14 protein-coding genes and 1 pseudogene are annotated in these 11,838 nt (G+C 68.4%); 5 read left to right on the top strand and 10 right to left on the bottom strand.

All coding sequences use genetic code 11. The annotated features are described in order from the left end of the window. Window positions 1–84: 84 nt before the first annotated feature. Together ACI2LP_RS12270 and ACI2LP_RS12265 are read right to left on the bottom strand one after the other, a co-directional pair. Entirely contained in the window at window positions 85–753 is a 669-nt protein-coding gene (locus tag ACI2LP_RS12270; RefSeq protein ID WP_404724423.1) for a hypothetical protein, read from the bottom strand. Between the two features lie 362 nt (window positions 754–1,115). Further along, window positions 1,116–1,445 (bottom strand): hypothetical protein, encoded by a 330-nt coding sequence (locus ACI2LP_RS12265; protein ID WP_404724422.1) that lies wholly within the window; start codon window positions 1,443–1,445, stop codon window positions 1,116–1,118. A gap of 516 nt (window positions 1,446–1,961) precedes the next feature. Here ACI2LP_RS12265 and ACI2LP_RS12260 point away from each other — a divergent pair. The 3 genes from ACI2LP_RS12260 to ACI2LP_RS12250 are packed head-to-tail and all read left to right on the top strand — an operon-like array spanning window position 1,962 to window position 3,529. Further along, window positions 1,962–2,384 carry a hypothetical protein gene (locus ACI2LP_RS12260; protein ID WP_404724421.1) on the top strand — a complete coding sequence of 141 codons (423 nt, stop codon included), beginning with the start codon at window positions 1,962–1,964 and terminating at the stop codon, window positions 2,382–2,384. 4 nt (window positions 2,385–2,388) lie between these two features. Then, the gene (locus tag ACI2LP_RS12255) at window positions 2,389–2,964 is read left to right on the top strand and encodes an alpha/beta hydrolase (protein WP_404724456.1); all 576 of its coding nucleotides are present in this window, start codon (window positions 2,389–2,391) and stop codon (window positions 2,962–2,964) included. After that, window positions 2,954–3,529 carry a hypothetical protein gene (locus tag ACI2LP_RS12250; protein ID WP_404724420.1) on the top strand — a complete coding sequence of 192 codons (576 nt, stop codon included), beginning with the start codon at window positions 2,954–2,956 and terminating at the stop codon, window positions 3,527–3,529. The genes ACI2LP_RS12255 and ACI2LP_RS12250 overlap by 11 nt, the downstream gene beginning before the upstream one ends. A 707-nt stretch (window positions 3,530–4,236) precedes the next feature. On the opposite strand, the gene ACI2LP_RS12245 is transcribed toward ACI2LP_RS12250, so the two are convergent. Next, the gene (locus tag ACI2LP_RS12245) at window positions 4,237–4,896 is read right to left on the bottom strand and encodes a hypothetical protein (RefSeq protein ID WP_404724419.1); all 660 of its coding nucleotides are present in this window, start codon (window positions 4,894–4,896) and stop codon (window positions 4,237–4,239) included. A gap of 383 nt (window positions 4,897–5,279) precedes the next feature. On the opposite strand from ACI2LP_RS12245, the gene ACI2LP_RS12240 reads away from it, so the two are divergent. Beyond that, a complete protein-coding gene (locus tag ACI2LP_RS12240) occupies window positions 5,280–5,444 on the top strand; it encodes a hypothetical protein (protein WP_404724418.1) in 165 nt (54 codons plus the stop codon). Between the two features lie 209 nt (window positions 5,445–5,653). On the opposite strand, the pseudogene ACI2LP_RS12235 reads toward ACI2LP_RS12240, so the two are convergent. The 4 genes and pseudogenes from ACI2LP_RS12235 to ACI2LP_RS12220 form a co-directional block, all read right to left on the bottom strand. Then, window positions 5,654–6,018 (bottom strand): annotated as a pseudogene (locus ACI2LP_RS12235) (transposase); the annotation flags it as partial. Window positions 6,019–6,241: 223 nt separating this feature from the next. Next, window positions 6,242–7,348 (bottom strand): serine hydrolase domain-containing protein, encoded by a 1,107-nt coding sequence (locus ACI2LP_RS12230; protein WP_404724417.1) that lies wholly within the window; start codon window positions 7,346–7,348, stop codon window positions 6,242–6,244. Window positions 7,349–7,409: 61 nt separating this feature from the next. After that, window positions 7,410–8,123 carry a peptide-methionine (S)-S-oxide reductase MsrA gene (gene msrA / locus ACI2LP_RS12225; RefSeq protein ID WP_404724416.1) on the bottom strand — a complete coding sequence of 238 codons (714 nt, stop codon included), beginning with the start codon at window positions 8,121–8,123 and terminating at the stop codon, window positions 7,410–7,412. An 85-nt stretch (window positions 8,124–8,208) separates the two neighbouring features. After that, a complete protein-coding gene (locus ACI2LP_RS12220; protein WP_404724415.1) occupies window positions 8,209–9,312 on the bottom strand; it encodes a hypothetical protein in 1,104 nt (367 codons plus the stop codon). Window positions 9,313–9,392: 80 nt separating this feature from the next. Here ACI2LP_RS12220 and ACI2LP_RS12215 point away from each other — a divergent pair, with 80 nt between their 5' ends. After that, the gene (locus tag ACI2LP_RS12215; protein ID WP_404724414.1) at window positions 9,393–10,547 is read left to right on the top strand and encodes a cystathionine gamma-synthase; all 1,155 of its coding nucleotides are present in this window, start codon (window positions 9,393–9,395) and stop codon (window positions 10,545–10,547) included. 250 nt (window positions 10,548–10,797) lie between these two features. On the opposite strand, the gene ACI2LP_RS12210 is transcribed toward ACI2LP_RS12215, so the two are convergent. From ACI2LP_RS12210 to ACI2LP_RS12200, 3 genes are all read right to left on the bottom strand, one after another. Beyond that, on the bottom strand, window positions 10,798–10,989 hold the full coding sequence (locus tag ACI2LP_RS12210; RefSeq protein ID WP_404724413.1) for a DUF1059 domain-containing protein: 192 nt from the start codon (window positions 10,987–10,989) through the stop codon (window positions 10,798–10,800). Between the two features lie 83 nt (window positions 10,990–11,072). Next, entirely contained in the window at window positions 11,073–11,324 is a 252-nt protein-coding gene (locus ACI2LP_RS12205; RefSeq protein WP_404724412.1) for a hypothetical protein, read from the bottom strand. Between the two features lie 34 nt (window positions 11,325–11,358). After that, window positions 11,359–11,835 carry a sigma factor-like helix-turn-helix DNA-binding protein gene (locus ACI2LP_RS12200; RefSeq protein ID WP_404724411.1) on the bottom strand — a complete coding sequence of 159 codons (477 nt, stop codon included), beginning with the start codon at window positions 11,833–11,835 and terminating at the stop codon, window positions 11,359–11,361. Between the last annotated feature and the right edge of the window lie 3 nt (window positions 11,836–11,838).

Raw genomic sequence — 11,838 nt, 5'->3', positions numbered from 1 at the left:
GCTCGAACTGCCCTCAGCTTCAAACCCCCTGCTGCGACAGGGAATTGGTGGTGGTCTTTCACCTCCACTCGAACAACAAGCGCCTCACGGCGCACCCACCCGGTTCCACAGCAGGGCCTGGTTGCGCCACTGGCCAGGCGCGATTTCCCACGTGCTGTTCCACACGCCGAGAATCTGGTAGTTCTGGCCGTGCGCGGTTCTGGTCATCAGGTAGCTTCCGAGGGCCGACCACGGGCAGTCGATCTGCCAGTGATCGGTGCGAGCCCAGTCGAACACCTTGAAGCGAGGCGCCTCCTGCGCGTGGTAGGACACGAAGGCCTCGACACCCTTGCCCGCCCGATTCATGCCGGTGAGGTACAGCCAGTCGTTGACGTTCCCTCCCGGTACGGTCGGGCACACGACCTCCCAGTACAGAGAGGTTCCCTTTCCGAACCCGGTTTTGAACGACGTATTGAAGAAGGCTCCATAGCCGACGCCGCCAGGCACTGGTACGTCCTTCTGTTCGCGCAGTTTGAGCGCCGGCGCACCGAGTTGTTCGGCCAGTTCGCCGAGCGCGGCTTCGCGTTCATCGAGATTCAGGGTCGGGTGGGTTCTGGCCACGTGGACCTTGCTCGCCTGGAAGGCCAGCTCGGCACGCTCGTCGCGGTACTGAATGCTGGCGTTTTCGAAGGTCTCTCGCTCGTCGGCGTATTCGGCAAGTATCTCCCTGCCGATGGTCGGGGTGGGTACGGGCAGCTCGAGCGTAGTGGTCATGGGCGTTTCGCTCCTCAGGCAAGGGGTTTGCGGGATGTTCTGGTCATCCTGGTGTGGCGATAACGTGATTCGATGACCGGGATTACTTCGCCAGCACGACCGCCGTAAGCTGTTCGGCAACAGGGGCGAATTGTTCGCGGTGGTTTCCCGGCGAAAAGGCCGCACGTCAACCAGGCTGGGACAGGATCCGGCACTGTGCAACTTGAGCGGTCCGAGCGCAGGGCATCGTCCGCGTCCGAGAGGTGGGGCCCGGTACAGCGGCCGACTCGCCGAATATTTCTGGTTGAACTACTGCAATTTGAATTCGTGAGGTGGGTGCGGCCGCACCAGGTAGGGCAGGGATCAGCGGTCAACCACTCGGCTCAGGGTGAGGGCGTAAAGCCGGCAGACCGGTCCAGGTGAAACGGGGAGCCCGGGGCCGTGGGAGTCCAACCCTGGCGGAGAGCGAGTTCGACGGCGTGGGCAACGTCGCATGGCAGCACAGGCTTGGCCTGTCGCCCGAACCAGTTGCTGGCATGCGGCTGGCTGGTGATGACCACGAGCGTGGTCCCGGGGGCGTCTGCATGCTCGACAGCGAAGGTGCACGGTGTCCAGCAAAGAGCCTGGTTGTAGGTCGGCCTTCTGCGCAGCCGCCATCGGTAGGTTGTGCCGTCGACGACGATGCGCCGTGCTCTCTTGCGGCCCAATGCCATGGCTCCTCCTCAACGCAGAAGATTGCGAGCGAGTCTCGCTCTGCCGACCGTCTCAATTCCCGTCTCGTTCAGAGCCTTTCACGGCCGTTGAGTTGAGACCGGGGCAGCTCGGAGCTGGTGCCCTGTACGACCAGCGCGCCGATGCCCCGGTGTCCACGTTCACCGACATGCCGGCTCAGGCTCGCGAGCACGTCGACGTCCAGGTCTGTGCCGCGGTCTTCCTGAGCCTTGTCCGCGCCTCAACGATCTTCTGTGTGAGGCGCGCAGGGCCGTTTCCGTACTCGCCGCCGACCCTTGGTTCGACTTCACACTCTCTCCGTCCGACGCATACAAGGCGCCGCTTTACGGTTGTCGACGGACCGCTGAAACCTCGCCTTTCCGCTGAGCGGAATCAGTCACCCCCATCGCATCGTCCCCACCAACCACAGGGGAGTGACTGCTCGTCGCGTTCGACGATCACAGTTCCGTCCGTTAGGTTCGCGGAAGTATTGGTCTGCTTGTCACGGGGGAGGGCGCATGGCGCTCGACGAGAAATGGGGAGCGCTGTTCGGCAACGACAGCCCCAGCTCCGGCACTTCAATGGCCCTGGCCTCGGCCGATGCGCCCGGCGGCGGGGGCGACAGCGGCGCTCCCGATCTCAAGGCCAGCGGCGGCCCCTGGACTACGGCCTCCGGCGTCGCCGACGCGCTGCACACCTCCTCTGCCTCCGCGCTGACCGACCTGGAGACTGCCGCCAAGGTCGAGGCGAAGAACACCGAGGGCCTGGACAGCACCAAGGCGATGGACGAGGTTCTCGATTCCTGGAAGCTGCGTCTCACCGCCGTACGCGACGAGTGCCGGCGCCTCGAGGGCTCTCTCAGGAGCGCGGGCAAGGAGTTCGGCGAGCGGGAGGTCGTGATCCGGAAGAAGTTCGAGGGCAGGACCGGGGGACCGAAGTGATCACCTGGCAGCAGCTGGAGAAGACTTCCTGGGCGGGCTGCGCTCCTCCCACGAGGGAGGGCAGGACCATCTGACCGTGACGGGCCACAGCTACGGCAGTACCGTCATCGGCTCCGCCGCCCGTCAGGGCACCCTCCCGGTCGACGACGTCTTCGTCGCCGGCAGCCCCGGCATGCAGGTCGGCTCCGCTGCGGAACTCGACGTTCCCCAGGGCCATGTCTTCGCCGCCGAGGCCGACAGCGACCCGATCCTCAAGGGTGTCCCCATCCCCTACGTCGGCGACGACAAGCACGGCGGGATCAACATCCCCTTCGTCACGAGCGACCCAGTCCCCGACATCGGCGGCTGGAAGCACGCCCCGCTCAAGCTGGACGTAGACATCCTCCCGTCGTGGATGGACGGAGACGGCACCAGTGTCGTGAAGCCCCTGACTCCCACCAATCCGGACTTCGGCGCGAGGATCGTCGCAACGGATGGATCTCGCGGCCACAGCGGCTACTGGGATGCAGGGACGGAGAGCCTCAACAACCAGGCCCGGGTAACCGTAGGAAAGTACGACAGGGTGACACATGCTGACTAGTAATCATCGCAGGATCGCGTCGCGGACGGCCCGGCTCGCCACGCTCACCACCGCCGCACTGATCGCCACGACAGGATGCAGCGCCATGAATAACGACGGACTCGACTACACACCGGAGAAGATGCCTGTCAAGGAGGCCAAGGACCTGGTGCGCAATCAGTCCAGCCTCATTCTGGATCTCTCCGGCCTGAAAGGAGAGACCACCAACGGTTCTCCTGATGTCTCCCCGTGCGAGAAGGTCGAGCATGGGTACCGGGTCAAGCACTTCTGGAAGGTGTACGGACCCTCCAGGGAAGCCCTCACCGCAGCGCTGGAGCGACTTCGCGAAGAACTCCCCAAGCACGGCTGGAAGGCGTACCGCTTCGAAAAGGCCAACTCAAAGGCCCAGCAGATGCAGCTCGACGTCGAGGACACGAAGCTCCATCACACGGCGACGATCGAGGAGGACTTCGTCTCCCGAGCCGCGGACGCCTCCAAGTGGGAGAAGGCCGGGCGCGACGGCCTGTACATCACCCTGGACTCTCCCTGCTACGTGGACCCTGACTACAAAGTTGGCAACCAGTAGCCTCGTGACGACACCTCAAAGCGCCGTCAGGCCGAGCACGCTTATCGCCCTGGGCGGTACATGGAGCAGAGGTGGCGGGCGCTCGCTGCCCGACCGGCATTCGGCCAGCGAGCCGATCATTGCCAACCCAGCCGCCACACGCAGCCCAGCCACACGGGACCGGCCCTGTCCTACGCCCGCCATGCGCCCCAGTGGCCCCCAGAAGTTTCAACGACACCAGGGCACCGGCCCATCGGGAGAACGGCGGAAGCTCGGGAGAACACCACAGTTGACGCTTGAGGCGTCTGCATTCCCGACCTCCTGAACTGCGGTAGCAGTCTGATAAGAGATCAGAGGTGCCGCGCCAAGGCGCGGCGGCGCCGGGCGGACGCCGCCGCCCGGCTCCCACCACGTCTGCGCCAGTGGGGCCGCGCGCCGTCGCCAGCCCGCGCCCACAAGGGGGCGAAAGAGCAGGCCGGGGGCCGTACGCTTGCCGGCTACTCGGGCAGGTCCCCCGCCCGCAATGTGTCCGAGTGGCCCCCTGGTCTTGCCCAAATCCGCTTCTGATTGTCGACGGCCCAGCTCGTGCAAGGGCCACCCTGGCATGAACATCAGAGAGCCCACCACGCAGCACACGCTTGCCCGAACAGATGGTGCAGGTCGGTCTTGTGCGTTGCTCTTGGCGCACGGGTACCGCCAGGGCGGAGACCAGCAGGGCTCCGCCCTGACTACGGCGTGAAGACCTGCTCCAGGCGGTGGATGGCGCCGTCCTTGCCGGTCTCATACCTGAACACCAGGCCGGAGTCGGGGTGCGCATTGATCCAGTCGATCAGCTCCTGCACGCCGATCCGCTGGTTCTCACTGCTGTCGGTGATGGGGTTGGTGGCGGTGACATACGCGGCCTGGTCAAGAGCCCAGCGGCTGTGCTCGCCTGTGACGACGAAGGGCGCACCGTCAGTGTCCTTCCCCGGGCATCCCCAGGCACCGTGCTCAATGACCAGGTTCACCTTCCCGGTACTGCCGTCGAGTTCCTCAACCCGGTAGACGGCGATCTCGTCGGGGTCGACCTGGTCCGGGCTCGGCGGCTCGCTGGCACAGTCAGCGGCGGGCGCGTGGGTCGCGGCTGATCCGGTGTGCTTGGTGTCGGGCTTGCCAGCGGGCGTGCCGCTACCGCCCGCACGGGGCGACGAGGGGGCCGTGGCGCCCACGCTCGGCATCGCGTCGGGCTCCCCGGCAGTCGTGCTCGGCGACGGAGTGGCCTTGGCTCCCGCGCTCGGCGCCGCGTCCGCCCCGGCGGCAGACCCGTCCTCCCTGCACCCTGTGAGCACAGCGGTCAGCGCGACGGCCGCGAGCGCGAGGACAACGGGTCTGAGGCGATTGGCATTCATCTGGACGTCCCCCTGTTCACAGGCGGCCCAATCGGCCGCACCCCGAAGCGGGACCGTAGCAACGGCCTCGTCGCACCGCAGCACTGGAACTCCCGGTGTCACAGAGCCGGGACAAGGCCGTCACGGGGCACGGACGGTGTGACGTGATGACTCCAGACGCGACGAAGTGGAGACCCGTCATCAGCCTGCGGCCTATTCGTGGACGCCGAGAAACAAGAGGATCACCATTCAGGCTTGTGACCAGCGCGAACGCCTGGGACTCAAGGGGCCTCCGGAGCCGTGTGTCTTGCGACCCCGTGTTGGCTCGGGCCATTTAGTCTCGCCTCATGCCAGCTCCACAGAGCTGTTCGGCTACGGTACGGACCACAGACAATGGGGTCAGCATGGCGGACTACGACACGCACGCGAACAAGGCTCGAGAGCTGCTCGAAGGAATGAAGTACAGCCGCGCCCACCCGGAGTGGGCCATCGCGGCTGCCCATGTCGAGGCGCTTCTCGCACTCGCAGCAGCGATCGCTGACCAGCGAGCGGACCGCGACATCCGATGAGTCAGCACCACACTGACCCGCAGTACAGCGTCGATCACCTGCCGATGATCCCGCCACCTACCGTATCGACCACTGCCCACGGGCAGGAACGCCCGCAGCCGCTCCCAACCTGCATCTGTCAGATCACCCTGCCCCACGGCCGAGACAACGATCCGACGAGGTGACAGTCACATGGGCGGGACAAATCCCAGGGCTTACGCTCCCGGGCACGTCTTGACGCTCTGTGCGTCGATCACGCAGGCGGACGGGGTGGCTTCGCGGCCTTCCTGCTGGCGCACCAACTCCCTCAAGAGGCCGTTGAGCTGGGCGAAGACACCGTCCTTTTGCCACCTGGCGAATTAGTCGTAGACACTCTGATGCGCGGCGGGAAGTCGTGCGGGAGGTAGGCCCACTGGCAGCCGGTGCGGTCCACGTACAGGATCGCGTTCATGACCTCGCGCAGGTCATGCCGTGGTGGCCGGCCGAAGTCCAGGGCCCGGCCGCGGCGTTCGAAGCGCCAGGAGGACAGCACCGGCTCGATCAACTCCCAGCGGGCATCGGACAGATCACTTGGATACGCGCGACGTTCCGTCATGACCCGGGCATACCGCCGCCCGGGGGCGTGCGCCCATTCGTGCATCCTGCCGCGTCGAAGCACGGGACAGACCCGGGCGTCCTGGAATGAGACAGGCACGAGCAGACCTCCACCCCATCCGTCACACCACCAGCCTCACCAAGAAGAACCGCCTCCACAGACTCACCAGCAGCACTCCGAGAGGCGGAACAAACCAACATAGAGCACCATGTGACCCGTTGGATCAGGCGCGCAGACCCGTGAGCCCGTCATACGCGGCCGTGACGATCTCTAGTCCCCGATTGTCGTCCGCGGGTTCGCGCATCTGATGTGTCACGTACGCCACTGCCATACGGGCGTCAGGATCGATCATGACCAGTGAGCCGCCCCAACCGCCCCACCCGTAGGTGTTGCCGAACAATCCGTAGCCCAGACCCCAGCGCATGGGCATGCCCAGGACGCGGTCATCGCCGTGGAACTGCTCCTCCCGGGCACGGTCACAACCCGCCTGCGACAGCAGCTGCGTCCCCCGCACCGATCCTCCGCAGGCCATCACGGACTGGACAAGGGCGACCGAGCGGGCGTTGCCGAGCCCGCTCGCCGCAGGGATTTGCGCACGGCGCCAGGCCACGCTGTTCCCGTCGTGGACCCGTATCGGGGTCCCGGCGGCGGGAGCCGCGCCGCCGGCGGAGGCACTCGCGGCGTAGCAGTCGTCCCGGGACTGTGGCGGGATCGCGAGCGCCACCCGGTGGTCGTGCTCGGCGGGCAGGCCGATGTGGAAGTCCGCGCCCAGCGGGCCGGCAACCTCGTCCGCGAAGAACGCGCCCACAGTCCGGCCGGTGATGCGGCGTACGACCTCGCCCGCGAGGAATCCCTGGGTGAGCGAGTGGTATCCGGCCTCGCTGCCCGGCTCCCATTGCGGAGCCTGCGCGGCCAGTCGTGCCGTGGCGGATGTCCAGTCGTACAGCTCCGCCACCGGCCCGTCCCAGTCGGGCAGGCCAGCCGTGTGCGCGAGCAGGTGGCGTACCAGCACCTTCTCTTTGCCCGCCGCGGCGAACTCCGGCCAGTACCGGGCGACCGGCGCGGCCAGGTCGAGTTCGCCACGGTCGGCGAGAACCAGGGCGCACAGCGCGGTCATCGTCTTGGTCACGGACCAGACGTTGACGATCGTGTCGCGCTGCCACGGGATCGTACGGTCGGCGTCGGTGAATCCGCCCCAGACGTCCACCACCGGCCGGCCATCCACGAAGACGGCCACCGAGCCACCGGCGTCTCCCTCGTCCAGCAATGCCGCCAGCGCGCTGGGCACGGCAGTGAACAGATCATCGTATGAGCCCTGAATGTCCGCCATACGGAGAATCTAGGCAGCTTGAGGGGACGCGAGGCAACTGAATTCCCGGCCCGCTAGGTGGCTATCCCTCAGTGGCTTCCGGCGCAGCCGCGATGCCCGTCGGGCAGGAGCGGCCCCAGTTCGTCTCGGACGGGGCATCTAGCTTGACGCCCGTCCCGCCGATCCCGCAGTACCCCGCCGGGTTCTTGTCCAAGTACTGCTGGTGGTACCCCTCGGCCGGGAAGAACGCGCGGCCCTCCGCCGGCAGCAGTTCCGTCGTGATCGTCCCGTACCCCGAGCCCGTCAGGACCCCCTGATACGCCTCCCGCGAAGCCTGCGCCGCCGAGGCCTGGGACTCCGAGTGGGTGTAGATCGCCGAGCGGTACTGCGTGCCCACGTCATTGCCCTGCCTGAAGCCCTGCGTCGGGTTGTGTGACTCCCAGAACAGCTTCAGCAGCGACTCGTACGAGACGATCTTCGGGTCGAAGACGACCCGCACCGCCTCCGTGTGGCCCGTCAGGCCCGAGCAGACCTCCTCGTACGACGGGTTCTCGGTGTAGCCGCCCTGGTAGCCGACCAGCGTCGTCCACACGCCGTCCGTCTGCCAGAACTTGCGCTCCGCGCCCCAGAAGCAGCCCAGGCCGAAGTCCGCCACCTCCAGGCCCTCCGGGTACGGGCCCAGCAGTGGGTTGCCCAGGACCGTGTGGCGGTCGGGGACGGTGAATTCGGGGGTCGGGCGGCCGCGCAGGGCCTGGTCGGGGGTGGGGAGCTCGGGGGTGCGGCGGGACAGGAACATGCGGGGCTCCTCAGGTGGTCGATGCCTACAGCACAACGTCCGGAGGCGGTCCAGGATTCCGCCCGCCCCTCAGACAGGGCCCGGCTCAGTGCGGCAGCGTCGCCGGGCTGCCGCCGTTCGCCTCGTAGCCCGCCACCGCGAGGTTCCGGTGGATCGTGTACGTCGCCGCCGGGTCCTCGCTCATGGTCCACGGCAGCGCGCCGACATGGCCGTCCACGTGGACCAGCTGGTTCATCGCCTCGGCCCAGCGTTCCGAGCGGACCAGGAAGAGGATCAGCAGATGGCGTACATGCGCCAGCATCGGGTCGTCCGGGCGGGCCGCGTGGACCGCGAAGAGGGCGCCCTCCATCGCCTTCGTCACCACCGCGCTCCGGTAGAAGCCCTGCACCAGGTTGACCTCGGGCAGGTGCTCGTACACCGCGAAGAGCGGCAGCGCGGCCAGCAGTGAGCCCTGCGGGGCGCGCGCCGCGGCCGTCGTCGCGAAGTGGTCGGCCTCCTCGCGCGAGCCGTGCCACTTCTCGCACCAGTAGTGCAGCGCGGCCAGATACGCGCCCATGTGTTCCGGCGCGCGGTCGATGATCTTCGCCCACACCTGGTCGAACTGCTCGTGCGAGTAGCCGAGGCCGCGCGCGACGGCGAGTTCCACGATGTACGGAATCGGGTCGCCGGGCGCGAGCAGTGCCGCCTCGCCGCAGGCCGTACGCGCCTCCTCCAGGATGATCAGGAAGTCGTCGGTCCCCGCCGCGGAGGAGCGCCACGCCTGCTGCACAAGGAACTCGGCGAAGACGGCCGCGCCGCCCGCGTCCTTGGGGGAGTCCAGCCGCCAGGCGCGCAGCCACGCGCCGCCGGCTCCCGGCTGCTGCTGGAGCTCCAGCGACGCGGCCCCCGCGAAGGCCTGTACGCGCTGCCAGCGCACCTCGCCCTCCCGCGCGGTGCCCGCGAGCAGCTGCGAGGCGGCCCGCCAGTCCTGGGTGCGCTGGACGACGTCGAGTACGTCGAGGAGGTCCTGGTCAGGTCCCGGGAGCCGGATGTCCAGCTCCTCCTGGCGGAGGAATCCGTATGTGTCCGGGTCGGCGGCATCGGGCGAGCCCGGTGCGACCAGGTGGATGCCCGAACGTCGGCGCAGTACAAAAGGACCGATGACGGCTGTCAGCATGCACAGCGCGATCAGGAACCAGAGAATCTCCATGAATCCATTGTCCCGGACCGCACCGGAGGGGCGTCGGGCCGGTCCGCACCGAGGCCCGGCTCGGGACTACGCTCGGGCTCATGAGCGATCACCACAACCTGCACGGCTTCGAAACCCGCGCCATCCACGCGGGCAACACCGCCGACCCGCTGACCGGCGCGGTCGTCCCGCCCATCTACCAGGTGTCCACCTACAAGCAGGACGGTGTGGGGGGACTGCGCGGCGGCTATGAATACAGCCGCAGTGCCAACCCGACGCGTACCGCGCTCGAGGAGAACCTCGCGGCGCTGGAGGGCGGCCGTCGCGGGCTCGCCTTCGCGTCCGGACTCGCGGCGGAGGACTGCCTGCTGCGTACGCTGCTCGAGCCCGGCGATCACGTGGTGATTCCGAACGACGCGTACGGCGGCACCTTCCGCCTCTTCGCCAAGGTCGTCTCGCGCTGGGGCGTCGAATGGTCGGTCGCCAACACCTCCGACCCGGCGTCGGTACGGGCCGCCCTCACCCCGAAGACCAAGGTCATCTGGGTCGAGACCCCGTCCAACCCGCTCCTCGGCATCACCGACATCGCCGCCGTCGCGGAGATCGCCCGGGGCGCGGGCGCGCGGCTCGTCGTGGACAACACCTTCGCGAGCCCCTATCTCCAGCAGCCGATCGCGCTCGGCGCGGACATCGTCGTGCACTCGCTGACCAAGTACATGGGCGGGCACTCGGACGTCGTCGGCGGTGCGCTGATCGCGGCGGACGCGGCGGTCGGCGAGGAACTGGCGTACCACCAGAATGCGATGGGCGCGGTCGCGGGCCCGTTCGACGCATGGCTGGTGCTGCGTGGCATCAAGACGCTGCCCGTCCGGATGGACCGGCACAGCGAGAACGCCACCCGGGTCGCCGAGATGCTCACCCGCCACCCCAAGGTCACCCAGGTCCTCTACCCGGGCCTGCCGGACCACCCCGGCCACGAGACCGCCGCGAAGCAGATGAAGCACTTCGGCGGCATGGTCTCGTTCCGCGTCACGGGTGGGGAGGAGGCCGCGGTCGAGGTCTGCAACCGCGCGAAGCTCTTCACGCTGGGTGAGTCCCTGGGCGGCGTCGAGTCGCTGATCGAGCACCCGGGACGGATGACGCACGCCTCGGTGGCGGGCTCCGCCCTGGAGGTTCCGGCGGACCTGGTGCGCGTGTCGGTGGGCATCGAGGCCGGGGACGATCTGCTGGCCGACCTGCAGCAGGCGCTCGGCTAGGGAGCCGGAAGCCAGTCGGCGGCGTCGGGGCCGGGTTCGGGTCCGGGGCCGGGTCCCGCGGAGGGACCCGGCCCGGGCGCCCCGGCTGACGGTGCCGGCCGACGGTGCGGCCGACCGTTCCGGCCGACGCTTGCGGCGCAGGAGTGTCGACCGAGGCCGTCTGCCTCGTCGCCGCTCACGCCCACCCGGTCATCGGCCCACGCCCGCCCCATCAACTGCCAAGCACAGAGCCTCGAGCGTCAGGCGCGCATCAAGCGCTGACCTTCTCGTCCTCCAGGAGTTCACGGATCTGCGCGCGCAGCTCCAGGCTGTCCGCGTGCCCGTGGACCGAGACCGCGTGCTCCGACGCGGTCCGTACGACTTCCTCCTCCTCGCCGGCAATCGTCAGCGAGCAGTCCATGTCACTCGGGAACTTGCGGCAGTCGGCGACTTTTCTCGTCATCACGATCTCCTCGGCTCGATCTGTACGCCGCTTTCTCCAGGGTAAATCCGTACAGATCGGGCGCTGCGGGTGATGTGGCGGGATTACCAGCCCTCCAACGGAGGCGTCGTATTCGTCGGCGGCGTCACCCACGGCTGTGCCAGCACCGCCCAGACCGCGAACGCGATCGCCGCCGCTGCCAGCAGCAGCCATGCCGCGCGCCGCACCGCCCGATGGCGGCGCAGCAGCCGGGTGCCCTGTGCGGCGGCCCGCGCGGCCAGGTCCGCGGGGACCTGTGGATGGCGGGTCTCCAGCATCCGGCGGACCTCGTCCTCCTTGCGGTCCCGGGGGCTCATGTCGCCGCCTCGTCCCGAGCGTGCGCGCGGGGGCTCATGTCGCCGCCTCCGCCGGAGCGCGCGGCGGCCTCGGCGGCGGCGTGCTGCGCATCGCCGCGATCGCGCGCGAGCAGATCGCCCGGACCCGTTCCACCGGCAGCCCGATCAGCGCCGCCGTCTGCTCCTCCGCCACCCCCTCGTACAGGCGCAGCACCAGAATCAGCCGTTCCTGCGGGGTGAGGCGGTCGAGCACCCCGCCGCGCACCCGGTGGTAGCGCCAGGCGCTGCGTGCGAAGCGGGCGGCGAGCTCCTGGCGGGTGCGTTCGTACGGGTCCTCGCCGCGCAGCCGGTCCCACTCCGCGTACGTATGGGCAAGCGCGGCGGTCAGCAGCTGCTGGGCGTGCGGGTTGGCGCCGGGCGGCTCGGCGGTCAGCAGTGTGGCGGCGTGCAGCAGCCGGCCGGCCGCGCCCGCGACGAACGCCTCGAACTCCCGGGCCCGGCGACGCCCTTGTGCCGTCTGCCGCTCGCTCACGTC

The sequence above is a fragment of the Streptomyces sp. NPDC019890 genome, assembly GCF_044903445.1.
Lineage (GTDB): Bacteria > Actinomycetota > Actinomycetes > Streptomycetales > Streptomycetaceae > Streptomyces.
Note: the sequence above shows the minus strand (reverse complement) of the source record. Positions and strands in the feature narration are given on the sequence as shown.

Bases quoted from the DNA above. Each gene is read 5' to 3' on its own strand.
- ACI2LP_RS12270 (WP_404724423.1), bottom strand. From the start codon at position 753: ATGACCACTACGCTCGAGCTGCCCGTACCCACCCCGACCATCGGCAGG.
- ACI2LP_RS12265 (WP_404724422.1), bottom strand. From the start codon at position 1,445: ATGGCATTGGGCCGCAAGAGAGCACGGCGCATCGTCGTCGACGGCACA.
- ACI2LP_RS12260 (WP_404724421.1), top strand. From the start codon at position 1,962: ATGGCGCTCGACGAGAAATGGGGAGCGCTGTTCGGCAACGACAGCCCC.
- ACI2LP_RS12250 (WP_404724420.1), top strand. From the start codon at position 2,954: ATGCTGACTAGTAATCATCGCAGGATCGCGTCGCGGACGGCCCGGCTC.
- ACI2LP_RS12245 (WP_404724419.1), bottom strand. From the start codon at position 4,896: ATGAATGCCAATCGCCTCAGACCCGTTGTCCTCGCGCTCGCGGCCGTC.
- ACI2LP_RS12240 (WP_404724418.1), top strand. From the start codon at position 5,280: ATGGCGGACTACGACACGCACGCGAACAAGGCTCGAGAGCTGCTCGAA.
- ACI2LP_RS12230 (WP_404724417.1), bottom strand. From the start codon at position 7,348: ATGGCGGACATTCAGGGCTCATACGATGATCTGTTCACTGCCGTGCCC.
- msrA (WP_404724416.1), bottom strand. From the start codon at position 8,123: ATGTTCCTGTCCCGCCGCACCCCCGAGCTCCCCACCCCCGACCAGGCC.
- ACI2LP_RS12220 (WP_404724415.1), bottom strand. From the start codon at position 9,312: ATGGAGATTCTCTGGTTCCTGATCGCGCTGTGCATGCTGACAGCCGTC.
- ACI2LP_RS12215 (WP_404724414.1), top strand. From the start codon at position 9,393: ATGAGCGATCACCACAACCTGCACGGCTTCGAAACCCGCGCCATCCAC.
- ACI2LP_RS12210 (WP_404724413.1), bottom strand. From the start codon at position 10,989: ATGACGAGAAAAGTCGCCGACTGCCGCAAGTTCCCGAGTGACATGGAC.
- ACI2LP_RS12205 (WP_404724412.1), bottom strand. From the start codon at position 11,324: ATGAGCCCCCGGGACCGCAAGGAGGACGAGGTCCGCCGGATGCTGGAG.